Genomic DNA, 25,672 nt, shown 5'->3' with positions numbered 1-25,672 from the left:
GGATGGCATCGCGGCAGAGCGGCGGGCTGCCCGTCATCGCGGTGACGGGCATGGCGTTCGAGGCGCGCATCGCGCGCGGCGACGGCGTCGAGGCCGTGTTCGCCGCGCGGGCCGACCGGCTCGAGCGTGCGCTCACCGAAGCGACTGCGCGCGGCTGTGCGGGCATCGTGAGCTTCGGCACGGCCGGCGGTCTGGCCCCTGACCTGAAGCCGGGCGCGCTCGTCGTCGCCGATGCGGTCGACGGGCCGTTCGGCCGCGTGCAGACCGACGCCGACTGGAGCGCGCGGCTCGTCGTCGCCTTGCACGACACGCCGGTATGGACGCGCGTGTCTCGCGGTGCGATCGCGGCCGTCACCGCACCCGTCGTCACCGAGCAGGAGAAGGCGTCGCTGCATCGCGCGAAGGGCGCGCTCGCCGTCGACATGGAATCGCATATCGCCGCTGCGTTCGCGGCGGCGCGTGGCGTGCCTTTCGCGGTGTGCCGCGCGATCGTCGATCCCGCGTGGCGCACGCTGCCGCGCGCGGCGACCGCCGGGCTGCGCGACGACGGCAGCACCGCCATCCTGCCGATTCTGCGCGAGCTGCTGAAGCAGCCGTCGCAACTCGGCCCGCTGTTGCAGGTCGCGAGCGACGCGCGTGCCGCGCGCACGACGCTGATCCAGGCACGGCATGCGTTCGGGCGCGAAGGCGCGCTGCGGATCGTCTGAGCGGCGGACGCCGCGTCTCTCCCTTTCATACTCAAGTTAAAAGAGCGCTGCATGATGCGGCGCTTCCGACCATTCGCGACCCGTGCATCTGCACGATGGTACAAGCAGCGAACTTCAAGAGATCCCTGAGCGACGCGCACGCGCGCAGGGACTTGCCCGCGGATCACGTTGTCAATGCAATGATCAGGACAACGGTTTATATCTCGAAAACACGCATCGCCGATGCGGGATGTCGATCCGACTTCTCGGTTCCGCCAGGGATTTTTTGAGATGGTCTTTGCGACTAGCATTCGACACATTGCCGACAGCGATGCCGTCGAACGCTTGGCGTGGAACCCGGATTGCGCGTGCCATGAACCCTCATCTGCTTGATGCCTACTCTCGAGAACTGCTCTATTTCAAGGAGCTGGTGGAGGAGTTTGCGCAGGCGCATCCGAAGATTGCGCGCCGGCTGGGCCTGCATGCCGGCGAGATTGCCGATCCCTTTGTCGAGCGTCTGGTGCAAGCCGCGAGTTTCACGACGGCCCGGCTGCAGTTGAAACTGGATGCCGCGTTCCCGTTGCTGAGCAGCCGGCTGCTCGAAACGGTCTATCCGAACTACGTCGCCCCAACGCCATCGATCGCGGTAGCGCGTCTCTATCCCGACGAACAGCAAGGCAATTTGCTCGAGGGTTTTCGTGTCCCTCGCGGCACGGCGTTCACGAGCCGCGTGCCCGATGGTGAGCGCACGCCCTGCACGTTTCGCAGCGGTCTCGATGTGACGCTGTATCCGTTGGAGATCGTTTCGGCGCGCCTGACCGGCGTGCCGCCGGACATTCCATCGGTAGAGCGCTATGGCGCAGCCGACCGGCCGATTCGCGGCGCATTGCGTCTCAGGCTCCGTGCCACCGGCGAAGCGCGCTTCGATGAGCTGCGCGGTCTCGATCGGTTGTCCGTCTACCTGGCAGGCGACGAGCGCGTCGCATCGCGGCTGTTCGAGCTGATCCACGCTGGCGCCGTGGCTTCCGTGATCGGGATGCCGAATCGTTTCGCCGATTCGAACCGATCATTCGGCGTTGTCCGCGATCGCGCCATCGAGCATACGGGGCTGGCTGTCGACGAGAGCTTGCTGCCGCTCGTCGGGACGAAGTTTCATGGCCATAACCTGCTGCACGAATATGCGACGTGTCCCGCGCGCTTCTGGTTTTTCACGCTGACCGGTCTGAATGCGGGATTGCGATATTTGACCGATCGCGAAGCCGAGATCGTCGTGCTGCTGGATCGATTCGACGGTTCGCTGGTCGAGCACGTCGACGCTTCCCGCTTCGCCCTCTTCTGTACACCGGTCATCAACCTGTTTCGCCGCACGAGCGATCCCGCCGAGGTGCCGGGCACGGGCGCCGAAATTCTCGTGCAGCCCGACAGGCAGAACGGCTCGGATTACGAGGTGTTCGCGGTGGAGGCGTTGCATGGCTTCGTCAGCAAAGGAGCGGCATCGCTCGAGTTTCGGCCGCTGTACCGGGCGCTTCTGAACAATAAAGCCGATCACGGGCGCTATTTCACGATCCGCCGCGAGCACGGAACGGCGAAGACGTCATACCGTCGCTACGGCGCTCGTACGCCATACGTGAGTACCGACGTGTTCGTTTCACTGGTCGATGAAAATGAGCAATCCTATCCGCAGGCCATGAAATATCTGTCGGTGGATGCATGGTTGACGAACAGCGATCTGCCGAGCTTGCTGGAGCCCGACGGTGCGAACGATCTGACTGTCGAAATCAGCGCGCCCGTCAGGCGAACGGAACTCGTCCGTGCGCCGAGCGCTGCACGTGCGCCGCTTGCACAGGGAGACGCGGCATGGCGGCTGATCGGTCAGCTGAACCTCGACTACGGCAGGCTGGAGACTCAGGACGGAAGCGCGCTACGCGACATTCTGATTTTGTTTGCCGCTGCCGACGACGCGCGTTTCCGCCGACAGATCGACAGCCTGGTCCGTGTCGAGACGCGTCCCGTGACGAAGAAACTGCCCGGCCACGGCCCGTTGCGGTTCGGTCGAGGCATCGAATGCGTTCTGACCGTGGACGAGGCCGGCTTTGACGGCGCGAGCCCTTTTCTATTTGGCGTGATCCTCGAGCACTACGTCGCTCGTCACGTTTCGACACATTCTTTTACTCAGTCCGTGCTGCGCTCGCCGCAGCGCGGCGAGCTGATGCGCTGGCCGGTTCGGATGGGGACGCGCAGCGCAGCCTGACGCGGGGAGGAACGCGGTTCATGCAGTCGGTAACGGATAACAACGATCAAGCGGTCGAGGGCCAGCACGCATGGTGAATTTCACGACGAACCGGACCTTCTCGGTCAGCGGCCCGGCGCTGCCGGACCTCGAAGGCATCGGCGCGATGCTGCACCTGAGCGCAATGCGGGGCACGGAACAGCTTTCCACGCCGTACACGTACGAACTCTGGCTGACGACGCCCGCCGATCCGCGACTGCCGGCCGAGATGCTGGCCAACCTCGATCTCAAGGCGATGCTCGGCAAGGAACTGACCGTCACGATCCAGCTGGACGGGATGGGCAGCTTCGTCGCGGGGATGGCCGGCCAGGCGGGCGCGGCGAACCGGGGCGCCGGTACGCGAGAAATCAGCGGCATCGTGACGGCGGCCAGCTACGTGGACCAACTGAATCGCCAGTGCCGTTACCGCGTCGTGCTGGAGCCGTGGCTCGCGCTGGCGCGCGAGCGGACCGACTATCGCATCTTCCAGAGGAAGAGCGTGCTCGACATCCTGCGCGAGGTGTTCGGTTCGTATTGGTATTCGTTCGAGATGCGCGTCGGCCGCACCTACAGGCCGCTGCGCTATCAGGTCCAGTACGGCGAATCGGACTTCGCGTTTGCCCAGCGCTTGATGGAGGAACACGGCATCGCGTGGTTCTTCGAACACTCGCAAGGCGTGCACCGCCTGGTGCTGGTCGACGGTCCGGGCGCCTATCGGAGCGTGGAAAGCGTCGCGTATCAGACGCTCGAGTACTACCCGCCGGGCCGGAAGATCGACCGCGAGCACGTCGATCGCTTCGAGGCGACGGAGCGCCTGCGGTCGGGCGTCTGGACCACCGACGATTTCGATTTCGAGAAGCCGGGCGCGACGCTGACTGCGCAGAACAGCTTGCCGCGCGAGACGGCGCACAACCAGCTCGAACGTTACGAATGGCCGGGCGACTATACGGAAACGGAGGACGGCGAGGCATTCGCGCAAGTCCGCATGGAGGAGATTCACGCGCAGGGCACACGCGCGCAAGGCGAGGGCAACCTGCGCAACGTGGTGTGCGGCACGACGTTCGTGCTGGCCGGCCATCCGATGGCGGGCGCCAACCGCGAGTATCTGGTGATCGCGTCGGAGCTGGACGTGAAGGAAACCGGCGAGACGACGGGCTTCTCCGCCTACGCGATTCGCAGCAGGTTCACCGTACAGCCGTCCGACGTGGTATTTCGTCCGCCGCGCACGATCAGGAAACCGCGTACGCGCGGCCCGCAGACGGCGATCGTGACGGGCCCGCCGGGCGCGGAGATATGGACGAACAAGAACGGCGAGGTGACGCTCAAGTTCCATTGGGACCGATCCGACGTGAAGGATCAGAACTCGTCCTGCTGGGTGCGCGTGTCCTATCCGTGGGCCGGCAGCAACTTCGGCGGCATTCATATTCCGCGGGTCGGCACCGAAGTCATCGTCGATTTCGAAAACGGCGATCCCGATCGCCCGATCGTGACGGGGCGTGTCTACAACGCGATGACGATGCCGCCGTGGGCGCTCCCGGCCCATGCGACGCAAAGCGGGATCCTGACGCGCTCGACCAAGGGAGGCGGATACGGCAACGCCAATGCGATCCGCTTCGAGGACAAGAAAGGAGCCGAGCAGGTCTGGATCCAGGCCGAGCGCAATCTCGATGCGGTGATCGAGGCCGACGAAACGCACACGGTCGGGCATGACCGCACGAAGCGGATCGGCCACGATGAAACGGATCAGATCGGGCGACACTGGACGCTATCGACCGGCGGCTACAAGTTCGAGACCGTGACGCTTGCGTCGGTGAAGAGCGTGGGCATGGGCGCGATGTTCAACGTCGGAATGGCCTACAACGTCAACGTCGGCGGGCTGTACCTGCGCAACGTCGGGCTGCAGATGGCAAGCACGGTGGGCCGCAGCCGCACCGACCGCGTCGTGCAGGACTGGACGGCCGATGTCGGGCACACCTATACGCTGACCGTGCGCGGCAACGCGGTGGGCGATGCCGTGGCCGCCGATCAGGCGAATCCGATCGAGCCGTCGCCCGACTTCGCGCCGCAACTGCCCGCACCGGTATCGAGCTCGAACGCCAACCAGTTGCGCATGGCGGATACGGGCGAAAGCAGCCTGTCGGGCGCGAAACAGACGCAACTGATCGGGCCGGGCGGCACGGTGACGATCGACGAGTCCGGCATTCACCTGAAAGGCACGGCGATTTACCTGCAGGCGCCGACGATCAGCATGACGAGCGGCAACGCAGGCGGCCTCGCGCCGGTGACCGAAGCTGACTGCGCGGAGTGCGCGAAGAAGAGCGTCAGTGCGAACCCGGTCGATCTGGCGACGGGGCAGAAGGTGCTGTCGCATACCGACTTTACGTTGCCGGGCCGCGTATCGATCGACTGGAGCCGCAGCTACCGCAGCGCGGATCAGCGCCGCGGCAGTCTGGGTGTGGCGTGGAAGCTGCCGTATGCGACGGAAGTGCGCACGAGTGCGACAGGCTTGATCTACTTCGACGCGGATGGGCGGCAGTTGCAGTTTCCAGCCTTGAACGCGGGCGAAGCGCATTTCCATCCGATCGAAAAGTTCACGCTGATGCGCGGTGACGACAACGCGTCGGGCGCCACCTATGCGCTGCGTTTCGGCAATGGCGTCGAAGAGCATTACGGCCGTCACCCGGTCGACGAGACGCGCTGGCAGTTGCAACGCATCACGACGCGCGACGGCCAGTGCCTGACGCTCGGCTATACGGCACAGGGCTGGTTGGAAACAGTTCGCAACAATGTGCATACCGTGCGCTGCGCGCTCGACGATGCCGGCCGGATCACGAGCGTGTTGCTCGACCAGGGTATTGGGAACCAGCCGCTGCACCTGACGAGCTATGTGTACGACGAGCACGGCGATCTGGTCGAGGCCACCGATCGCGAGAACCTGACGTGGCGCTACGGCTACGACAACCATCTGCTGACGACCTACCGCACACCGGCCGGCGCGACGCACGTATCGGAGTGGAGCGACGACACGCCAAATGCATATTGCCTGCGCACCTACGCCTATACCGAAAGCGCCGGCGGGCAGCGGGTCGTCACGCGGGAGACGCGCTTCGATTACCTGCCGTCGCTGCGCGCGACGCGGGTGACGGACGGCCTCGGGCATACGACCGAATATCACTACAACGGCTTGTGGGCGGTCGAGAAGATCGTGCATCCCGACGGCAGTGTCGAGCAGACGCATTTCGACGAGACGGGGAGCGTGGCCGGCTACACGGATGCACTCGGTCGCACGACGCGGATCGTGAACGATGCGCGCGGCAATCCGACGTCGATCATCGACCCGGGCGGCAACGTCACGCGCATCAGCTATGGCGAGCACAACCTCCCGGAACAGATTACCGACCCGGCCGGGCAGATCTGGCAGCGCGGCTACGACCCGCACGGTCACCTGACGAGCGAAACCGATCCGCTCGGCAACGTGACGCGTTACGCCTACGAAAACGGCTTGCCCGTCTCGCGCACGGATGCACTGGGGAACGTGACGAAGATGCAATGGGACGACGCGGGCCAACTCGTGGCGCGCACCGATTGCTCCGGACACACGACGACCTATGACTACGATCCGTTCGGCCAGTTGACCGAGACTACCGACGCGCTCGGTCAGGTGAGCTACCGCAGCGGCAGCGTGTCTGCGCGCGTGACGGCGGTGCAGCCGGCCGGCATGGGCTGGTGGAAGGTCGAATACGACGAAGCGGGCCGCGCGATCGCGCATACGGATCCGCTCGAGCGCGTGACGCGCGTGGACTGGGACGGACACGGGCAGCGAACGCAGATCGTCGATCCGGCGGGCGGGACGCAACAGTTCCGATATGACGCGATCGGCCGTTTGACGAAGCTGACCAATGCGAACCAAGAGACGACTACGTTCCGCTACGACAGCCGCAACCGCTTGATCGAACAGACCGGCTTCGACGGCCGTCGGCAGAGCTACCGGTACAACGCGGCCGGCGAACTGGTCGAGCGCATCGATCACGGCCAGGACGGACAGATCACGACGCACGTGACCTACGACGTGCTCGGCCGCCCGGTGGAGCGACGCTCGAGCGATGGGCGCCAAGCGAGCTATCGCTACGACGAGCGCGGGCTGCTCACGCAGGCGCAGGCGATCTCGCCCGGGCGTGCGCCGGTGCACGTCACTTACGAATACGACGCAGCCGGGCGCCGCACGGCGGAGGTGCAGGTACATCACGGGCGGGTCTGGCGGCTCACGCACGGCGTGGACGCGATCGGGAATCGCGACTGGACACACGTGCCGGACATCGGTTCGCTGGTCTGGCAGCGCTACGGCTCGGGGCATGTGCACGGCATCCTGCTCGACGAGCATCCGCTGGCGAGTTTCGAGCGCGACGCGCTGCATCGGGAAATCCGGCGTACGCAAGGTCCGGCGTCGCATCACTTCGGGTATGGCGCGAACGGCCTGCTGGCGGTGCATCGCTGGCAGAACCTCGATGAACGCGGGCGCTCGCTGGAGCGTCCGCGGCCGTGGCGGGCGTGGGCATACGACGACGCCGGTCAGCTGACGACGCTGGACGATGCGTGGCGCGATCAGAAGGCGTATCGGTACGACGCGCTATCGCGGCTGACGCACGTGATGGCGGCGAGCGGATCGGAAGCGTTTCACTACGATCCGGCGGGAAACCTGCTGGCTGCTGCGCCGAGCCGGGACAACGTCCAGGCGTGGAAAGCGAGCGGCGATCGCTTGCTGCGGTTTGCGCCGCAGACGCGCCCGGATCGTCCGGTGGATTTTACGTACGACGGGCATGGCAATCGCATCGCGCGGACGGTGCCGTTGCCGCCGAAGCCGGCGCTGACGGAAGCGGAGAAGCGCAGCCAGCGCGGGACAGACAATCTGCTGCGTGTGATGGAAGTGCTGACGGGGACGCCGAAGTACGAGGAGCCGTCGGAAGTGCCGGAAGTGACGCGGTATCGGTACGACGGCAGCCACCAGTTGGATGTCTCCAAAAAACACGATAGATGACTACCAATGTCAATGTTATTGACGCTATGGTTGACCGCACGCTGATGAGTCTGGACGGCATACGCGAAGACTTAAAAAAATATAGATGAAATGGATGGTGTAGAAGACGTTGTTTATCCGTTTTCATGTCAGTTATGTGGTTTTTCGTATTGGCATCGATAATATATATTGAGTCAATTTATTTTTGCCGTTCTGTCGAATTTATCTGCTTATTGACAGATTGGTTGCGGGGAATTTGGCAAGGGCTACGCGTTGTTTGCATGTAAGGCGTTCTGAAACAGTGTGTAGGAATGGATGGCAAGTGGCGGTCGCTTTGCTGCGGTTTGCGCTAGAGAGAATCCGGCTCGCCAGGGCAGGATCTGTACAACGAACAGCATGAAGCGAAGCCGGTACCAGGCCCGCCCGCGTATAGACGTACCGATCACGATGGCCTCATGCTTTTGATGATCCGGTGTCCGGATATGAAATAGGACAACTACTTTTTTGGAGGTGATGAGATATGCCAGCCCGCGTTGCAACCCTTGGCACATTGACCACCCACGGTGGCGCGGTCACATCAGCGAGCGCAGGCGTCGCGATCAACGGACGTCCCGCGGCATGTGTAGGCGATGCGGTGTCATGCCCGCTACATGGCGCGGGCGTTATCACCAACGGCGGCGTCGGCACGATCAACGGCCGCCAAATTGCCCATCACGGCAGCGGCACGAGTTGCGGCGCGACGCTTGTCGTGTCCGACGACGGTCCGACGGTCTGACCTTGCTGCGATGAGCCGAATGTCGAGCGCGACGCAATCCGGTAGCGCACCCAAAATCGTGTCGGCGAGACGCACGTCCGCGCCACCGCGACAGCCAAACGGCACGTTCCTCTCGAACAGCGAGCCACGGCAGCAACCCGGCTCGCGCCGTAATCGTCCATTCGGGCCACTTGCGCCGCCCGAAGACGAACCGACGAGACTGGCAGCGGTACTTGGCCACCGTAACGGCTTGCTGGAAGCGGGCAGGGTGCTGCTTCGGGCCTTGATCGACATGTCCGCCTTGATCGACACCGGTCATGACGCACGTCTGCGCGACCTGCTGCTCGAAGAAGTCCGCGTATTCGAGCGCCTGTGCGTACGGGCCAACATCCGCGTGGATCACAGGATCGGCGCCCGATATTGCCTGTGCACTGCACTGGACGAAGCTGCAATGCGCGTACTGGCGGCGCGCGGCGACGCGTCGGGAAGCGCTGCATGGGCGTCAGACGCGCTGACCCATCGGATCGGCGAGGATAACCAGGGCGGCTCGAAGGTCTACGCGCTTACGCTGCGCCTGCTGGATGACGCCGCCGACCATTGGCCGTTGCTCGAACTGATCTACCGGATTTTCAGCCTGGGGTTTGAAGGCCGGTATCCGCATGGCCGGACGTTCAGCGCGCACGACCGCGTACGAGAACGAATCTACAACGCGATCGCGGCGCATCTGCCCACCGTCCCGAACGCGCTGTCGCCCCACGCCGCGACGATCGAATCGGCGCGACCGAGAGCCTGTTTCGAAATGCCGGTGTGGCTGTCGGCGGCCTTGCTGTCAGCGGCGCTCTGCGCGCTGTATGTCTATTGCCGCATCGAGTCGGGCGCGCAAGCCGACGACGTGCAGCGCCAACTTTCCAACATCGCGCGCACCGCGCCATACAGCGCGATCGACCCGCCGCAGGGCGATCCGGCGCGGTAGTGCAAGCCGGATTCGATCCACCGTCCACATGAAGAAGATTCTCTCGTTTCCAAGTTCGCGTCATCTGTGGGCGGTCGTGATGGTGATTGCTGCCGTCGTCGTGATCTGGTTTGCAGGACCGCTACTGACTTTCGGCGGACTGAGCCCGCTCGCCTCGATCGGCATTCGACTGACGTTGATCGCGTTGGTACTCGCCGCATGGGTCCTGTGGCTGATCGACTGGACGATGAGCATCGTGATCGTCGTGCTGCTCTGTCTCGCGATCTGGCATGCGTTTCCGCTCGTGATGCTGTCTGGCAAACCGCTGTTTGCTTCCGTAACGGCCCGCATTCTGGCAATGATCTGTGTGGTGTTCGTTTATGCCGGCGTCATGTTGGTCCGCTGGTGGAATCAAATGCGCCGGCACCCCGGTCGGCTCAGACGATGGCTTCGACTCGGCAAGCGTGGCCCACAGCCGTTTGCCGCATCGCGCTTGGCAGAGATCGAAGACATCGCCCGCGCAACGATCGCGCAGTTGAAAGCCGGGCGAGCGGCCCACGGAAGGCTGGCGCGACTGTTTCGAGGCGCAGCACATCTCTACGATGTGCCTTGGTACGTCGTGCTGGGTCCGAAGGGTTCGGGCAAGACCTCGATGTTGCGTAACTCCGGCTTGGCGTTTCCGCTCGATGCTCGACTTCAGCATTCGCTTGCACCCGATGACGCGCGGGCTTTGCCGGGATGGCGGCTGACCAATGAGGCGGTGCTGATCGATACGGCGGGCCACTACGTGCAACACGGCACGTCGCGCTACTCGCTGCCGGTGGCGTCGTCGGACGGGCCGAACGGCGGCAAGCGGAAAAATCAGCCACCCGACGTGGGCGCTATTCGCAGGCAGTGCGATGCCGCGGAGTGGCACGGATTTCTTCGGCTGCTTCGCCGTATCCGGCCTCGCCTGCCGCTGAATGGCGTGCTGTTGACGATCGACGTCGCTGCGCTGGCGCATGCGGATCCCGCCGCACATACGACCGAGAGTCGCGCGTTGCGGGCTCGCCTCGAGGAGATGCAAGCCGAATTCGGCATCGGGTTTCCCGTCTGGCTGGTCGTCACGAAAATAGATCGGCTCCCGGGTTTCACCGACTATTTCGCGTCGCTCGGGCAAGCCGAGCGTGCGCAGATTTTGGGTGTGACGTTGCGGTCCGATCTGCAGGTGCGGCTCGACGATGCGATCAGGACAGAATTGAATCTGCTTGCCACGCGTCTCGGCGATGGCGTCACGAGTCTGCTTCGCAACGAAACCGATATGGACCGGCGGCGCCGTCTTGCGGTGTTGCCCGAATCGGCTGCGGCACTGGTGAACCCGTTGGCCGACCTGATCGAACACGTGTTCGCCAAGGACGACAACGGCGGGCCGACGCAACCGCATGCGATGTTCCGAGGCGTTTATCTGACGAGCGCAATCCAGGGTGATTACGCGGTCGCTGCGGAACGTCGAACGCTATTGCGACGCATGGTCGACGCATCCGGCACAACACGGAGGGCCCCGCGGCCGGCGCGTGGCGAAACCAGTTACTTCCTGCGCGATTTGTGGCTCGCGGTCGTGTTTCGTGAAGGGCATCTCGCGATCCCGAACTGGAATCGCGAGCATCGGGCACGACTGCAGCGGTGGCTGGGACACTCGCTCGTGTGGCTGATTGCCGCCGCAATGTGCGTCAATCTTTGGAATGGCTTCGTCACGGAACGAACATCGCTTGCGACGCTCGGGCAAAAGGCACGGTCACTCGACGCATTACTCGCACGAAGCGACCTTTCCGCCAATCCCGAGCGTGTGCCGATGGTGTTGAATCGTGCGAAGGAATTGCTGCATGACGCGACGCATCTCGCCACCGATGCAGACGGCACGTTTCGTTTTGCAACGGCCCGCCTCGAGACGATCGCGTCCGACAGCCGCCATGTGCACGAGGCCCTGTCGGAGCAGGCCGTGTTGCCGCACATCGTCCGCCGCATGGAGGACGCGATCGGCAGTGCCGTGGAGATCGGCGATGCCCAAGCCGCTTACGACGCGTTGCGCGTGTACCTGATGCTCCACGACCGAGAGCGGTTCAACGCGAACGACGTCAGGATGTGGCTGCTTGACGATTGGTCGAGGCACGACAGTGCGGCCATGTTCGGTGGGCGTGCCGCAATGATCGGCCACGTCCAACGGTTGTTTTCCGAGGGACATGTCGTGCGCTCGCCACTGTCCCCTAACGATGGTTTGATCCGGCAGGCACGTGTCTTTCTCGACGGCAGCGACCTGATTGAACGTCTTTACGGGCGCGCCAAAGCGACGATGTGGAACGACGCGCCGGACGATTTTTCGCTGCTGCGGATGGTTGGAACGCAGGCCGGCATGGTCTTTACGCGCGTCAGCGGAGCGCCCTTATCCGGCGGCGTGCCGGGAATCTTTACGCGAGAAGGCTATCAGGCGGTGTTCAGCAAACGCTTGCCGGAATTCCTTCGCGCGGCAAGCGACGACGACGCCTGGGTAATGGGACGTCGAGCGTCGGGCGATCCTCGCAGGAATTCCGCTGGCACGCTGAACGCCCCGAACCAGGACGACGACGCGCTGCTGGCAGCGGTTACGCGGCGGTACCTGCTCGAGTACGCGCAACAATGGGATGCGTTTCTCGGCGACATCCGTATCGTGAGCGGAACGAGTCTCGCGTTCAACCTCACGATACTGCGAACTCTTGCCGCGCCCGATTCACCGCTGACGCGTCTGGCCCGGGCGGCGGTAATCGAAACGACGCTGACACAGCCCATGGCGAAGTCGGACGGCGCTTTCCTCGCAAAAGCGACCGACGCGATCCACCAGAAAGCCGAGACGATACTGGGGCCTCGTGCATCGGAACAGCTTGAACGCGAGTGGGTCGATCGTCATTTCGCGGCATTGCGCGAGGTCGTGACGGGCCATGCCGATACACGCTCGGATACGCAGCGAGTCGAAACGTCGGCGGGAAGAACGGGCCTGGACGGCATCGCCGATCTGTTGAACGACTACTACGCAGCGCTCGCGATTGCGGACGATGCGCTACTGAACAACAGCATGCCGCCGGAAAGCGAGCACGCCGCGAAGCTGAAGATGATGGCCGATACGATGCCCGCGCCGTTGCGGGCAGTGCTGCATCAACTCGCCGTCGAGGGCTCACGCGGAGTCAATCAGGGTATCGGCCGGCTGCTGTCGCGCCAGGTGCAGGCAGCAATCGGGGACGTTTGTCGAACGACGATCGAAGGCAACTACCCGTTCTCGCCCGATAGCAGCCGCGACGTCGGCATCGACGATTTCACGCGGATGTTTGCGCACGGAGGCGTGATCGACGACTTCTTCACGAGAACGCTAGCTCCGTTCGTCGATACCGCTGCGAAACCGTGGCGCTACCGGACGCTGCCGGGTGCGACCGAAGCCGTCCAAGGGCCGGACCTCGCGCCATTCGAGCATGCCAAGGCAATCCGCGACATTTTCTTCAACGAGGTTGATCGCCGGCGACCGAGCTGGAAGGTCGACATCCGCATCCCTGAACTCGATCCGACGATCATGAGCCTGTCGCTCGACATCGACGGACAGACGACGCGTTATCGACATGGCCCGGTCGGGCCTTTTACGGTGACCTGGCCGGGACCGCGCGGTGGCGCACACGCATGGCTCGTCGCGAGCCCGAGCATCGGGCCGAACACGTCGACGATCGCAGCGGACGGACCATGGGCGCTAATGCGCTTGCTTCGGAAGGGGCACGTAATCGAGACGGCCACGTTGGGCCGCACGCGCGTGGTGTTCAGCTTCGACGGTCGCGAAGCAGCGCTCGACATCGCGAGCGCGGGAAGTGCCGCGAATCCGTTGACGAGCGATGTGCTCGCGACGTTCCGCTGTCCGGGCACAACGGCGATGTTCAACCTGCCCGATAGCGGCCCGCCGCCGGGATTGCCGCACGGCAGGTTACCGGCAATGCCTGACAGCGGGCTTTGAGAGCGTAGCGAGCGTCGAGGCCGCCGACCTTACTGCGCGGCCGGACTGCTTGCGGGCACGGTCGGCATCGCCGGCGCGATCGGCGCGCCGCTCGCGGCCGGTGCCGTCGTCGAGCCGGCCGGTGCGGTGGCCGACGCGGCAGCCGGGGCGCTGGCCGGCGTCGCGGTGTCCGCGCCCGGATCGTCGTACTGCGGCAATCCCGGCGCGGCCGGCGCGTTGTTCGGCGCGCCGCCACCCGTGCCGCCCGACTCGCCCGGATCCTCGTAAGTGGGCAGCCCCGGCGCGGCCGGCGTCGCTGCCGGCACGGCGCCCGCTTCGCCCGGCTCGTTGTAGCTCGGCACCCCGGCCGACGACTGGCCGCGGTACGTGAGCGACTTGCGCTGCTGCAGATACGCGTCGCGCACGAACGAATACGGATCGAGCGCGGCCTGCTTCAGCAGATCGGTCGCGCCGAGCAGGTCGGAACGCGCGCTGATGAACTGCATCACGTACATCGGATTGCGCGCAGCCGGCTCGATGTAGTTCAGCAGGTTGAAGCGCACGTCGACCGCGCGCCCGACGCCGTCGCGGAACGTGCTCGGCCCGAACACCGGCAGCACGAGGTACGGGCCCGACGGCACGCCCCAGCGCGCGAGCGTCAGCCCGAAGTCCTGGTGATGCTTCGGCAGCCCCGCGGGCGTCGCGATGTCGATCAGCCCGGCCATGCCGAACACCGAGTTCATCGCGACGCGCATCAGATCCTGCGTCGCATCGGTGATCCGCAGCTGCAGCAGGTTGTTCGCCATGTTGCCGAGATCGCCGAGGTTCGAGAAGAAGTTGCTGATCGCGGTACGCAGCGGCGTCGGCGTGATCTTCTGGTAGCCCTTCGCGATCGGCACCGCGATGTGCTCGTCGACGGTGTCGTTGAACTTGTACATCGCGCGGTTCATCGGCTCGAGCGGGTCGTTGGGGTTGCGGTTGGGTCCCGTCGCGCAGCCGGACAGCATCGCGCTTGCGGCGACGGTCACCGCGATGATTCGCATGTTATTCATTGATTCCTTGCGCTTGGTTCTTCGCGCGCTTCACGCGCGGTTTGCCCATCAGGACGGGCTGAAACACGACGGCGCCGATCAGCGTACAGGTCAGCGCCAGCGCGAGCAGCTTGCCCATGCTCGACGTACCCGGATGATGCGACAGCCACAGGCTGCCGAACGCGGTCGCGGTCGTCGCGGCGCTGAACAGCACCGCGTGGGTCAGGCTCGAATGCAGCAGGCCGGTTTGCCCCGCGCGCCACGCCATCACGAAATACACCTTGAACGCGACGCCGACGCCGAGCATCAGCGGCAGCGCGATGATGTTCGCGAAGTTCAGCGACATGCCGAGCACCACGCACATCTCGAGCGTGACGATCCCCGACACGAGCAGCGGCACCAGCGTGCGCAGCACGTCGCCGAAACGGCGCAGCGTGATCCACAGCAGGATCGTGATCGAGATGATCGACCACAGCGCCGCGTGCAGGAACGCGCTGATGATCGTATTCGCCGAATGCAGGATCGAGATCGGCCCGCCGATCGCGCCCGGTTCGGCCGCTTTCACGGCGGTCGCGAAGTGGCGCAGCATCGTGTCGTCGTTCGGGTCGACGCCCTTCGGCACCTTCGGCGAAATCTGCACGAGCGCCTTGCCGTCGGGGGCGACCCAGTCGCGCACGAGCGGCGGCGGCAGCGTGTCGCGCGTGATCTCCTGCGGCTGCAGCAGCGCCGCGAGCTGATTCAGCGCGATGCGCAACGTGTCGGCGAAAGCGCGCTCCGCGCGGTCGCGCGTCGCGCTGTCGGCGGCCGCGAGTTTCGCGAGCGACTGCGACAGGTGCTGCGCGGCCGCGGCGCCCGGCCCCGGATGATCTTCGGCCGCGTAGCCGAGCAGATCCGACGCGCGCTTGAGGGCGGCGACGCGCTGCGCGTCGGTGGCGGGCGGCGCGGGCGGCTGCGTGAGCGCGGGCAGCAGCGTGCTCGCGGCCGTCGCGATCGCCGCGCGTTTTTCCGGCTGATCGGCGGGGATGAACGTCGACAGCGTCGTCGTGCGGCCGACTTCGGGCAGCGCGTCGAGGCGTTTCGCGGCCGCGTCGGCATCGGCGAGCGACGGTGCGAGCAGCGTCACGTCGTTGACGGCCGCTTCGGGCGAATCCTTCAGCGCGAGCAGCGTCGACATCGATTCGCTGTGCGGGTCTTTCAGATGCAGCGGGTTGAAGTCGAAATGCAGGAACGCGAGCAGCGGCAGCGCGCCGATCACGACCGCGAGCGTGCCGATCAGGATCGGCTTGCGGTGGCGATCGAGATAGTCGTCGACGGGCGCGAGCCACGGAAAGCCGGGCGTCTTCGATTCGCCCGGCGGCGCGAACAGGCGCAGCAGCGCGGGCAGCAGCGTCAGCGTCGTCAGCAGCGCGACGAACATCCCGACGCCGGCGATCAGCCCGAGCTCCGACACGCCGCGATACGCGGTCGGAATGAACGAGAAGAAGCTCGCGGCGACGGCCGTGGTGGCGAGCGCGAGCGGCATGCCCATCGAGTGCGCGGCACCGATCAGCGCGTGGTCGATGCGCTCGTCGCGAAAGCGCTCTTCGCGGTACTTCACGCCGTACTGGATCGAGAAGTCGACGCCGAGGCCGACGAACAGCACCATGAACGCGACCGAGATCATGTTCAGCGAGCCGACCATCGCGAGCCCGAGCGCCGCGGTGACGACGAGCCCGACGAACAGCGTGACGAGCACCGACGCGATCATGCGCTTCGAGCGCAGCGCAAGCCAGAGGATGACGAACACGACGAGCAGCGTGACGACGCCGTTCAGCGCCGCGCCGTCTTCGACCGACGAGAATTCGTCGTCGGCGAGCGGCTGTTCGCCGGTCAGCCGCACGACCGCGCCGTAGCGCTTCTCGAGATCGAGCGCGCGCGCGGTTTCGCGGATCACGTCGCTCGTCTGCGCGCCGGCCTTCAGCGCGCCGTAGTTGACCACCGGCTGCACGGTCACGAACGCGCGCGCCGGCTGCCGCGCGGCATCGTTGTCGACGAGCGCGCGCCACGAGAACGCGGCGGGCTTGCCGGCGAGCACGTCGTCGACGGTCGCGGCGCTGCGCGAGAGCAGCTTCGCCATCGACGGCAGCTTCACCTGCCCGGTCAGCAGCGGCTGGCCGAGCGTCGTCGACAGCGTCGTCGCGAGCCCCGTGAGGCTCGGATTCTTCGCGAGTTCGTTGACGAGCGGGCGCGCGCTCGCGAGCTGCGACGTCGTGTCGGCGACCTGCTGCGGCGACAGGAACAGCAGCCCGTTGTGCTCGAAGAACGGACCGCCGCCCGGCTCGGCGACGGGCCCGATCCGGCCGGCCGCGGCCTGCTTCTGCAGCGATTCGGTCAGCGCATGCGCGGCCGCGGTCGCGAACTCGGGCGCGGGCGCCTCGACGACCGCGAGGATCGTGCCGTTGCGCTGCGGGAACGCGCGATCGACCGCCTGACTGAGCGCCGCCCATTGCGGCTCCGCATCGACCAGCTTGCTGATGTCGGTATTGATCTTGAAGTGACGCGCAACATAGACGCCGCTGAACGCGGCAATCAGCAGCGACAGTACGACGACCCAGACCGGGCGTCGTACCGACCACGCGACGAGTCGGACGATGAGAGATGTCACCATGTGGCGGTGGGGAGGGGCTGGCAAGGGCAAAGCAATGAGTATACCGGCGCGACGGCGCCGGGGTCGTGACGTTGACGCGTTTTGGGGCGGGAAGGATATTTGCTCGCCCAGGCACGAATCGGCATGGGCGAACACGCGTTTATAAAGGGACGCTTACATAATCGCGCGGCGCCGCACGCTGCCGGGCTTTGTGACAAAAGGGGCGCAAAGGTAACAGTTCGGTCGCCGCACGGCAGGTGCGCGTCAGGCCCGCTATACTTTGCGCCATCAGCCGGTGCAAACGAGCCGGCCGTTTTTCTCATCGAGTGCGATATCCGTATGAAACGTCATCTGTTTGCTTTCCTCGCCGCGGCCGCCGTGTCGGTTTCCGCTTTCGCGCAGAGCGCGCCGGTCGACATCGTCCGCCATGCGGTCGAAGGTACCGTCAACGCGATGAAGGCCGATCCGGCCGCACGCGGCGGCGACATGGCGAAGATCACGCAGGTCGTCGAGCAGCGCTTCCTGCCCGCGACGAACTTCGAGCGCACGACGCGCATCGCGGTCGGCGACGCGTGGAAGCAGGCGACGCCGCAACAGCAGCAGGAGCTCTACAAGCAGTTCCGGCTGCTGATGACGCGCACGTACGCCGCATCGCTCGCGCAGCTCGGCAACCAGGACGCGAAGTTCTCGTTCAAGGCCGGCGGCACGTCGGGCGCCGACGCGCTCGTGCAGTCGACGGTCACGACGCCGGGCGACAGCCAGTCGGTCGGCTACCGGCTCGGCAAGGTCGGCAACGACTGGAAGATCTACGACATCGACATGTCCGGGGCGTGGCTGATCCAGGTCTATCAGGGGCAGTTCAAGAGCCAGCTCGCGTCGGGCGGCATCGACGGCCTGATCGCGTATCTGCAGAAGCACAATTCCCGCACGAACTGAGCGGCGCAGCCGCGGTTCGCAGCAAGGACGCCCTCGGGCGTCCTTTTTTATTGCGTGCGCGCCGCTTCGGCGACGCAGTCGCGGCGGCGCGCGTCAGCGGCCGGCAGCCGTACCCGCGTCGTGCGCGGCGACTTCGCGCCCGGAACGACGCCACGCCGCGCGTCGCCCGGCCGCTAGCGCCGCCGATGCTCGACCGCGAACTTGATCAGTTCGGCCTGCCCTTCGATGTCGAGCTTGCGTTTCAGGTTGAGCCGGTGCGTTTCCACCGTGCGCACCGACAGCCCCGTCTGCTGCGCGATCTGCTTGCTCGACAGCCCTTCGGCGAGCGCATCGAGGATGTCGCGTTCGCGCGGCGTCAGCCGGTCGAGCGGCGACGCGGCCGCGCTCGCCTGGATCATCCGTGCGGCGAGCCCCTCGCTGAAGAAGGTTTGCCCCGCGAGCACCGCGCCGATCGCGCGGACGATCTCGCTGGCCGGCGAATCCTTCAGCAGATAGCCGCTCGCGCCCGCCCGCACGGCTTGCGTCACGTATTCGACGTTGTCGTGCATCGACAGCATCAGCACGCGGATCGCCGGAAATCGCTCGTGGAACACGCCGGCCAGCGCGATGCCGTTCATTCCGTTCATGCCGACGTCCATCAGCGCGAGATCGGGCTCGAGTTCGGCCGCGAGCGCAAGCGCCTCGTCGGCGTTGCCGGCTTCGCCGACCACGGACAGATCGGCCGCTTCGAGCCGCATGCGCAGCCCGTCGCGCACGAGCGGATGATCGTCGACGAGCAGCAGCCGGGCGGCGGGTCGGGCGGTGTCGGGGGCGCTCATAAGCGAAGAGTCTCCTGATGTAAGGCGTCACGCGTCGCGTAGCGGCACGCGCGCGGCCACGACGGTGTGGCCGACCTGCGACGTGATCGTCAGCGTGCCGCCGAGCGCGTCGAGGCGCTCGCGCATGTTGCGCAGCCCGATGCCGCGGCGCTCGTCGGCCTGCGAGCGCACGGCGTCGAAGCCGCAGCCGTTGTCGGCGATCGTCAGCGTGACCGACTGCGCGCCGACGTCGAGCGTGACGGCCGCGCGCGACGCGTGCGCATGATGCACGATGTTGCTCAGCGCTTCCTGCGCGATCCGGAACAGCGCGGTGTTCACGGCTGCGGGCAGCGGCCGCGCGCCGCTGTGCGCGACCTGCGTGTAGCCGATGTCGATGCCGCTTTGCGCGCCGAATTCGCGGATCAGCTGATCGAGCGCCGCCGCGAGGCCGAGATCGTCGAGCATCGCCGGGCGCAGCGCGTGCGAGATGCGGCGCACCTCGCGCAGCGTGTCGCCGAGCCGCACGACGCCGGACGCGAGCGCGCGCTCGGCTTCCGGCACGCGCACCGTGCCGCGCTCGAAGCGCGCGAGCGCCGATTCGAGCATCAGCTTCGCGGACACCATCATCTGGCTGATCCCGTCGTGCAGCTCGCGCGACAGCCGCGCGCGCTCCTGCTCCTGCGATTCGACGACGCGCTGCGCGAGCTGCTTGAGCTTCGCATCGGCGCTGCGCGACTCGCTGACGTTCAGCACCAGCGCGCATACGGCGATCGCCGCGGCGCCGGTGAGCGCGATCGCGGTCAGCCAGCTCATCGTGCGCTCGATGTTCGCGGAAGCGCGGGCGTCGATCCGCTGCAGTGCGGTATCGACGTCGTCGAGATAGATGCCGGTGCCGACCATCCAGCCCCAGCGTTCGAGCGCGACCACGTAGCCGAGCTTCGGCGCCGGCTTGCCGGTCGACGGCCGTTGCCAGACGTAGCGCACGAAGCCGCCGCCGCGCGACGCGGCGCCGATCAGCTGCTGGATCGTCAGCGCGCCCTGCGGGTCGCGCATCGTCCAGAAGTTGTGGCCGACGCGCTCAGGCTCGCGCGGATGCATCAGCGCGTTGCCGTGCAGGTCGTACACGAAGAAATAGCCGTCCGGGCCGAAATCCATCTTCTGCAGCATCGCGAGCGCCTGCGTGCGCAGCATCGCGTCGTCGCGCCCGTTGCGGCCGGCCGCGTCGTACAGCGGCATGATCGCGCTGGTCGCGAGCTCGACGTAGTGCTTCAGCTCGACTTCCTTGCTCGACAGATACGCGGCCTGGATCGTCGCATGCTGCGTGCGCGCGAGCGACGTCGCCTGCTGGCGCACGCCGAAACCGATTCCGGCGATCGCGAGCAGGAACGGCACGATCGCCAGCAGGAAAATCTTGGCCTTGAGCTTCATGGTGACGCGGACGGACGCGCGCCGGCGACGGCCGGCACGCTTGCCGCCGGCGCGCGGCCGGCGGAGCGAGCCGGTATTGTCGACGATTTTGCGCGCGCGGGTGCGGCGCGCGTGCGCTCAGGCCGTGCGCGGCGCGTAATGCCGGCCCGCGTGCGCGGCCGTGAGCACGACGACGCGGTTGCGGCCGGTTTCCTTCGCGCGGTACAGCGCGTCGTCGGCGAGCTTCAGCGCGGCGTGCATGTTGTCGTCGCGGTCCGGCCGGCAGGTCGCGACGCCGATGCTCGCGGTCAGGCAGCCGAACGCGCTGCCGTCGTGCCGGATCCCGAGTTCGAGAATGCTCGTGCGGATCGTCTCCGCGATGGTCACCGCGCCGTCGCTGCCGATATCGGGCAGGATCACGACGAATTCCTCGCCGCCGTAGCGGGCCGCATAGTCGGCCGGGCGGCGCAGGCAGCCGGCGATGCAGCGGCCGACCGCGGCGAGCGCGTCGTCGCCGGCCTGATGGCCCTGCGAGTCGTTGTAGCGCTTGAAGTGATCGACGTCGACGAACAGCAGCGACAGCGCGTGCTGCGAGCGCGCGGCGCGCCGCCATTCGCGCGCGAGCGTCACGTCGAGCATCCGGCGGTTGTCGAGCCCGGTCAGGCCGTCGGTGCGCGCAAGCGCCTGCAGCTCGGTTTCCGCGCGATGGCGCTTGCGCAACTGCACGTCGAGCAGCAGCGACAACCCGACGAAGCCCAGCGCAAGCAGCGCCATCGCCGAACCGATCGGGATCGCGCGGTCGTACCACGCCGCATAGATCTCCGACTCGGATTCGGCCACCATCATGATCAGCGGCAGGTTGTCGAGGTGCCGGAACGCATACAGCCGCCGCACGCCGTCGATCGACGCCCTATCGAAAAAGCTGCCTTCGCGCGCGCGCATGAACTGACGGAACGTGCTCGCCTGACTGATGTTGCGGCCGACGATCTTCGCGTCGTACGGCTCGCGCATCACCATCACGCCGTTCGTACCGATCAGCGACATCGCGCCGCGATCGCCGAGCGCGAGGCGCGAGAACAGGTCGCGGAAATATTCGAGGCGGATCGACATCACCGCGATGCCGCCGAACGATCCGTCCGCACGCGTGATGCGCCGGCTGAGCGCGATGCTCGGCGAGCCGCCGCGCAGCCGCGAGTGGTATGGATCGCTGACGTAGAGCCCGACGTCGGGCCGGTCGCGATGCACGGTGAAGTACGGCGCGTCCGCGAAATTCGCGTTGCGCGGCACGTCGCTCTTGCCGTCGACCGCGATGTTGCCGCGGCTGTCGAGCACATAGATGCCGCCGAGATAGCGCGCGGTCGTCGCGCGGTCGAACAGCACCTGCCGGCGCAACGGCATCGGCAGCGCGACGATCGCCGGATCGTTTTCGCCTTCGACGACGGCCCGCAGCGACAGCGAATAGATCTCGATGTTGCGCTCGATGTCCCAGGACGCCATCAGCACGAGATTCTGCAGCGTCGTGCGTGCGCGCTCGCGCGCGTCGATGCGGCCCTCGTACAGCACGATTGCGCACAGCAGCATCAGCAGCAGTGCGATCAGCAGGCCGGAATAGAAGATCAGGTGCGGCAGCAGCAGCCGGCGCAGGTGCGTCGCGACGCGGCTCGTCAGGCCGGATTCGCGGGGCATTGCGTAGTCGGTTTCTGCCATGGTTCGTGGATCGTCGGGCATCGGCGGCGCGCCGATGCGGTGGTTCGCAAGGGAGGCTGACGACGAGCCGGCACGCTATCGCACGCGGCTGGACAACAGGCGGACGCGCGAAGCGGGTGCTGCGCGTTCCGACATCACCCTCCCGGTCGGTGGAGACGATGGGCGCCGACGATCGGCAGGCGCCGGCACAGCCGGCCGGCGGATCGTGCATCCGGTGACAGCCTGACCGCCGATTCGGGCGCGCGGCGGTCGCGGGATGCATTGAACTGAGTATAACGCGCACGTCGGAGCGTGCGAAAAAGGTCGCGAACGATTGATCCGCGTCAAGCCGCGGCGATTTGGCGGCTTGCGTTCGGCGAGCGTGCGCGGCGGTGCGCGACGATGCAGCCGCATACGAAGGCCGGCGCCCGCGCAAACGAAAAACGGGCGGCCGTGGCCGCCCGTCGAAGCACGCGCAATGCGGGCGCTCGCCCGCCTCCGCACTTAGGCCTGTGCCTGCTGCGCCTTGAACGCGAGCCGGAACCGGTGCAGCAGCGGCTCCGTATAGCCGCTCGGCTGCGACGTGCCCTGCAGCGCGAGCGCGCAGGCAGCCTGGAACGCGACCGACCGATCGTAGTCGGGCGCCATCGGACGATAGTTCGGGTCGCCCGCGTTTTGCTGGTCGACGACGCGCGCCATCCGCCGGAACACGTCGAGCACGAATGCCTCGGTGATCACGCCGTGACGCAGCCAGTTCGCGATGTGCTGGCTCGAGATGCGCAGCGTGGCGCGGTCTTCCATCAGGCCGACGTCGTGGATGTCGGGCACCTTCGAGCAGCCGACGCCCTGTTCGACCCACCGCACGACGTAGCCGAGAATGCCCTGCGCGTTGTTTTCGACTTCGCGCAGGATCTCTTCGTCGCTCCACGCGGCACGCTCGACGACCGGCACGGTCAGCAGCCCGTCGAGCAGCGCGTCGCGCTCGCTTGCGTACGGCGTCTTTTCGAGTGCCTGCTGGACGGCCTGCACGTCGACGAGATGGTAGTGCAGCGCATGCAGCGTCGCGGCGGTCGGCGAGGGCACCCATGCGGTGTTCGCGCCCGCGCGCGGATGCGCGATCTTTTGTTCCAGCATCGCGTGCATCAGGTCGGGCATCGCCCACATCCCCTTGCCGATCTGCGCGCGCCCGCGCAGCCCGGCCGACAGCCCCGCGAGCACGTTGTTGCGCTCGTACGCGGCGATCCACGCGGACGACTTCATGTCGCCCTTGCGGATCATCGGCCCCGCTTCCATCGCGCTGTGCATCTCGTCGCCGGTGCGGTCGAGGAAGCCCGTGTTGATGAATGCGACGCGCGCGGCCGCGGCCGCGATGCAGGCGGCGAGGTTCACGCTGGTGCGGCGCTCCTCGTCCATGATGCCCATCTTCAGCGTATTGCGCGGCAGCCCGTACAGATCCTCGATGCGCGCGAACAGCGTATCGGCGAACGCGACTTCGGCCGGGCCGTGCATCTTCGGCTTCACGATGTAGATCGAGCCGGTGCGCGAATTGCGCTTCGACTTCAGGTCGTGCAGCGCGCAGAGCGTCGTGACGACGCCGTCGAGGATGCCTTCCGGAATCTCGTTGCCGTCGCGATCGAGCACCGCGCCGATCGTCATCAGGTGCCCGACGTTGCGCACGAACAGCAGCGAGCGGCCGTGCAGCGTCAGCGTGCCGCCGTCGGGCGTCGTGTATTCGCGGTCCGCGTTCAGGCGGCGCGTGAACGTCTTGCCGCCCTTCGACACTTCCTCCACCAGCGTGCCCTGCATCAGCCCGAGCCAGTTGCGGTACAGCTGCACCTTGTCCTCGGCGTCGACGGCCGCGACCGAATCCTCGCAGTCGATGATCGTGCTGACCGCCGCTTCGAGCACGACGTCCTTCACGTTCGCGACGTCCGCGCGGCCGATCGGCGTCGATCCGTCGATCTGGATCTCGAGATGGAGCCCGTTGTGCTTCAGCAGGATCGCGGCGGGTGCATCGGCCGCGCCCTGATAGCCGACGAATTGCGCGGGCTGCGCGAGGTGCACGATGCCCTTGCCGGTCTCGACGGCGAGCTGGCCGTCCTGCACGCGATAGCGCAGCGCGTCGCGGTGCGACGCACCGGCGAGCGGCGCCGCGTTGTCGAGCACGTTGCGCGCGTAGTCGATCACGCGCTGGCCGCGCGTCGGGTTGTACGTTGCGGTGCGCTCGGCGCCGTTGTCTTCCGGCAGCGCGTCGGTGCCGTACAGCGCGTCGTACAGGCTGCCCCAGCGCGCGTTTGCCGCGTTCAGCGCATAGCGCGCGTTCGACAGCGGCACGACGAGCTGCGGGCCGGCCTGCGTCGCGATTTCGCTGTCGACGTTCGCGGTCGTAGCCGCGACGTTGGCCGGCGTCGGCACCAGGTAGCCGATCTGCTCGAGGAACGCGCGATAGGCGGCGAGGTCGCGCACCGGGCCGGGGTGCGCGCGATGCCAGGCGTCGAGTTCGCTTTGCAGACGGTCGCGCTCGGCGAGCAGCTCGCGGTTGCGCGGCGCAAGGTCGTGCACCAGTGCGGAGAAGCCGCGCCAGAACGCGGCCGTGTCGATGCCGGTGCCCGGCAGCGCTTCGTTTTCGATGAACTGGCTCAGCGCTGGCGCGACTTGCAGTCCGTCATGGTCGATCATCGTGAATCCTCCCGGGGAAAAATGCGCGCGCGGATCAGTCCGCGACGCTTTGTGCGCCGGCACGGGCGATCTGCACGTCCTGCACGGACTTCACGCCCGACACGCCGATCGCGCCCGCGACGCGGCCGCCGGCCGTCACCGGCACGCCGCCTTCGAGCAAGCCCGACAGCGGCGCGCTGAGAAACGCGGTGCGGCCACCGTTGATCATATCCTCATACGCCTTCGTGTCGCGCCGGCCGAGTGCCGCCGCGCGCGCCTTGTCCTGCGCGATCGCCGCGCTCGCGGGCGACGCGCCGTCGAGCCGCGCGAAGGCGAGCAGATGGCCGCCGTCGTCGACGACCGCAATCGATACGGCCCAGCCGTTGCGTTCGGCCTCCGCGCGTGCGGCGGCGAGGATGCGGTCGGCGTCGGCGAGTTCGAGTTCGGGCTTCGTTTGCATCAGGCTCCTCCGGCATCGTCGGTCGGGTGATCGGTCGGACGGCGGCGCGTGCGATGCAGTGGCGCACGCGTGTGCGGCCGGTGCCGTCCGGAAAAGTCTGGCAGCCGACGTTCACACTGACAATCCGGTCCGGTCCGGTCGCGCCGAGCCGCTTCGCACGCGTCGGGCGGCTCGGCCGCGATGGCCCTCGTGAGGTCGCGCGTGCGCTGGCGCGCGCTGCGCCTTGTCCGCCTACACGGGGTCCGATCGCAGCAGCCCCTCGTATTCCTTCACGAACGCGCGGCGGCCGCTCGAGATCGGCGCGATCGCTGCGGCGTGCGCCTCGATGGCGGTCTACCATGGGTCGATGTGGCGGCGCGCAGCGCGTGCGTTCGGTGCCTCGATTCGAAGGACGGACGTGATCGGGCCGGAACG

At 66.5% G+C, this 25,672-nt stretch carries 13 protein-coding genes and 1 pseudogene; 7 read left to right on the top strand and 7 right to left on the bottom strand.

Annotated elements, in window-relative coordinates; genetic code table 11:
* The first annotated feature begins 2 nt into the window (after positions 1 to 2).
* From NP80_RS03225 to tssM, 6 genes and pseudogenes are all read left to right on the top strand, one after another.
* On the top strand, positions 3 to 707 hold the full coding sequence (locus NP80_RS03225) for a phosphorylase (protein ID WP_006404659.1): 705 nt from the start codon (positions 3 to 5) through the stop codon (positions 705 to 707).
* Positions 708 to 1,059: 352 nt separating this feature from the next.
* Positions 1,060 to 2,937 carry a type VI secretion system baseplate subunit TssF gene (gene tssF / locus NP80_RS03220; protein WP_035946548.1) on the top strand — a complete coding sequence of 626 codons (1,878 nt, stop codon included), beginning with the start codon at positions 1,060 to 1,062 and terminating at the stop codon, positions 2,935 to 2,937.
* A gap of 70 nt (positions 2,938 to 3,007) precedes the next feature.
* Positions 3,008 to 7,963, top strand: a pseudogene (gene tssI, locus NP80_RS03215) (type VI secretion system tip protein TssI/VgrG); the annotation flags it as partial.
* Between the two features lie 526 nt (positions 7,964 to 8,489).
* Complete coding sequence (locus tag NP80_RS28700) at positions 8,490 to 8,744, top strand: PAAR domain-containing protein (RefSeq protein ID WP_012216198.1); 255 nt, start codon at positions 8,490 to 8,492, stop codon at positions 8,742 to 8,744.
* A 10-nt stretch (positions 8,745 to 8,754) separates the two neighbouring features.
* Complete coding sequence (icmH, locus tag NP80_RS03210) at positions 8,755 to 9,696, top strand: type IVB secretion system protein IcmH/DotU (protein ID WP_006404664.1); 942 nt, start codon at positions 8,755 to 8,757, stop codon at positions 9,694 to 9,696.
* 28 nt (positions 9,697 to 9,724) lie between these two features.
* The gene (gene tssM / locus NP80_RS03205; protein ID WP_006404665.1) at positions 9,725 to 13,678 is read left to right on the top strand and encodes a type VI secretion system membrane subunit TssM; all 3,954 of its coding nucleotides are present in this window, start codon (positions 9,725 to 9,727) and stop codon (positions 13,676 to 13,678) included.
* 29 nt (positions 13,679 to 13,707) lie between these two features.
* Here tssM and NP80_RS03200 read toward each other — a convergent pair whose 3' ends face one another.
* Positions 13,708 to 14,709: an MlaA family lipoprotein gene (locus tag NP80_RS03200; protein ID WP_035488072.1), complete on the bottom strand. Its 1,002-nt coding sequence runs from the start codon at positions 14,707 to 14,709 to the stop codon at positions 13,708 to 13,710.
* Positions 14,702 to 17,335 carry a hopanoid transporter HpnN gene (hpnN, locus tag NP80_RS03195; protein ID WP_006411316.1) on the bottom strand — a complete coding sequence of 878 codons (2,634 nt, stop codon included), beginning with the start codon at positions 17,333 to 17,335 and terminating at the stop codon, positions 14,702 to 14,704. Before hpnN ends, NP80_RS03200 begins: the two co-directional genes overlap by 8 nt.
* Positions 17,336 to 17,653: 318 nt before the next feature.
* Between hpnN and NP80_RS03190 the strand changes: the two genes are divergently transcribed.
* Positions 17,654 to 18,250, top strand: a complete 597-nt coding sequence (locus NP80_RS03190; protein ID WP_006397524.1) for an MlaC/ttg2D family ABC transporter substrate-binding protein — start codon at positions 17,654 to 17,656, stop codon at positions 18,248 to 18,250.
* A 173-nt stretch (positions 18,251 to 18,423) separates the two neighbouring features.
* Here the strand turns inward: NP80_RS03190 and NP80_RS03185 are convergent, their stop codons facing one another.
* The 5 genes from NP80_RS03185 to NP80_RS03165 form a co-directional block, all read right to left on the bottom strand.
* Positions 18,424 to 19,068: a response regulator gene (locus tag NP80_RS03185; RefSeq protein ID WP_006404668.1), complete on the bottom strand. Its 645-nt coding sequence runs from the start codon at positions 19,066 to 19,068 to the stop codon at positions 18,424 to 18,426.
* 27 nt (positions 19,069 to 19,095) lie between these two features.
* Complete coding sequence (locus tag NP80_RS03180) at positions 19,096 to 20,475, bottom strand: cache domain-containing protein (protein WP_006397522.1); 1,380 nt, start codon at positions 20,473 to 20,475, stop codon at positions 19,096 to 19,098.
* A 117-nt stretch (positions 20,476 to 20,592) separates the two neighbouring features.
* Positions 20,593 to 22,161, bottom strand: coding sequence for a sensor domain-containing diguanylate cyclase (locus tag NP80_RS03175; RefSeq protein ID WP_006411313.1), 1,569 nt, complete (start codon positions 22,159 to 22,161; stop codon positions 20,593 to 20,595).
* Between the two features lie 483 nt (positions 22,162 to 22,644).
* Positions 22,645 to 24,819 carry a malate synthase G gene (locus NP80_RS03170; protein ID WP_006411319.1) on the bottom strand — a complete coding sequence of 725 codons (2,175 nt, stop codon included), beginning with the start codon at positions 24,817 to 24,819 and terminating at the stop codon, positions 22,645 to 22,647.
* A gap of 34 nt (positions 24,820 to 24,853) precedes the next feature.
* Positions 24,854 to 25,258: a GlcG/HbpS family heme-binding protein gene (locus NP80_RS03165; protein WP_006404673.1), complete on the bottom strand. Its 405-nt coding sequence runs from the start codon at positions 25,256 to 25,258 to the stop codon at positions 24,854 to 24,856.
* Positions 25,259 to 25,672: the final 414 nt, after the last annotated feature.

The sequence above is a fragment of the Burkholderia multivorans ATCC BAA-247 genome, assembly GCF_000959525.1.
GTDB lineage: Bacteria > Pseudomonadota > Gammaproteobacteria > Burkholderiales > Burkholderiaceae > Burkholderia > Burkholderia multivorans.
Note: the sequence above shows the minus strand (reverse complement) of the source record. Positions and strands in the feature narration are given on the sequence as shown.

Excerpts from the sequence above, each read along its gene's own strand:
- tssF (WP_035946548.1), top strand. The coding sequence starts at position 1,060 with ATGAACCCTCATCTGCTTGATGCCTACTCTCGAGAACTGCTCTATTTC.
- NP80_RS03170 (WP_006411319.1), bottom strand. The coding sequence starts at position 24,819 with ATGATCGACCATGACGGACTGCAAGTCGCGCCAGCGCTGAGCCAGTTC.
- NP80_RS03190 (WP_006397524.1), top strand. The coding sequence starts at position 17,654 with ATGAAACGTCATCTGTTTGCTTTCCTCGCCGCGGCCGCCGTGTCGGTT.
- hpnN (WP_006411316.1), bottom strand. The coding sequence starts at position 17,335 with ATGGTGACATCTCTCATCGTCCGACTCGTCGCGTGGTCGGTACGACGC.
- icmH (WP_006404664.1), top strand. The coding sequence starts at position 8,755 with ATGAGCCGAATGTCGAGCGCGACGCAATCCGGTAGCGCACCCAAAATC.
- NP80_RS03175 (WP_006411313.1), bottom strand. The coding sequence starts at position 22,161 with ATGGCAGAAACCGACTACGCAATGCCCCGCGAATCCGGCCTGACGAGC.
- NP80_RS03165 (WP_006404673.1), bottom strand. The coding sequence starts at position 25,258 with ATGCAAACGAAGCCCGAACTCGAACTCGCCGACGCCGACCGCATCCTC.
- NP80_RS03200 (WP_035488072.1), bottom strand. The coding sequence starts at position 14,709 with ATGAATAACATGCGAATCATCGCGGTGACCGTCGCCGCAAGCGCGATG.
- NP80_RS03185 (WP_006404668.1), bottom strand. The coding sequence starts at position 19,068 with ATGAGCGCCCCCGACACCGCCCGACCCGCCGCCCGGCTGCTGCTCGTC.
- NP80_RS28700 (WP_012216198.1), top strand. The coding sequence starts at position 8,490 with ATGCCAGCCCGCGTTGCAACCCTTGGCACATTGACCACCCACGGTGGC.
- NP80_RS03225 (WP_006404659.1), top strand. The coding sequence starts at position 3 with ATGGCATCGCGGCAGAGCGGCGGGCTGCCCGTCATCGCGGTGACGGGC.
- NP80_RS03180 (WP_006397522.1), bottom strand. The coding sequence starts at position 20,475 with ATGAAGCTCAAGGCCAAGATTTTCCTGCTGGCGATCGTGCCGTTCCTG.
- tssM (WP_006404665.1), top strand. The coding sequence starts at position 9,725 with ATGAAGAAGATTCTCTCGTTTCCAAGTTCGCGTCATCTGTGGGCGGTC.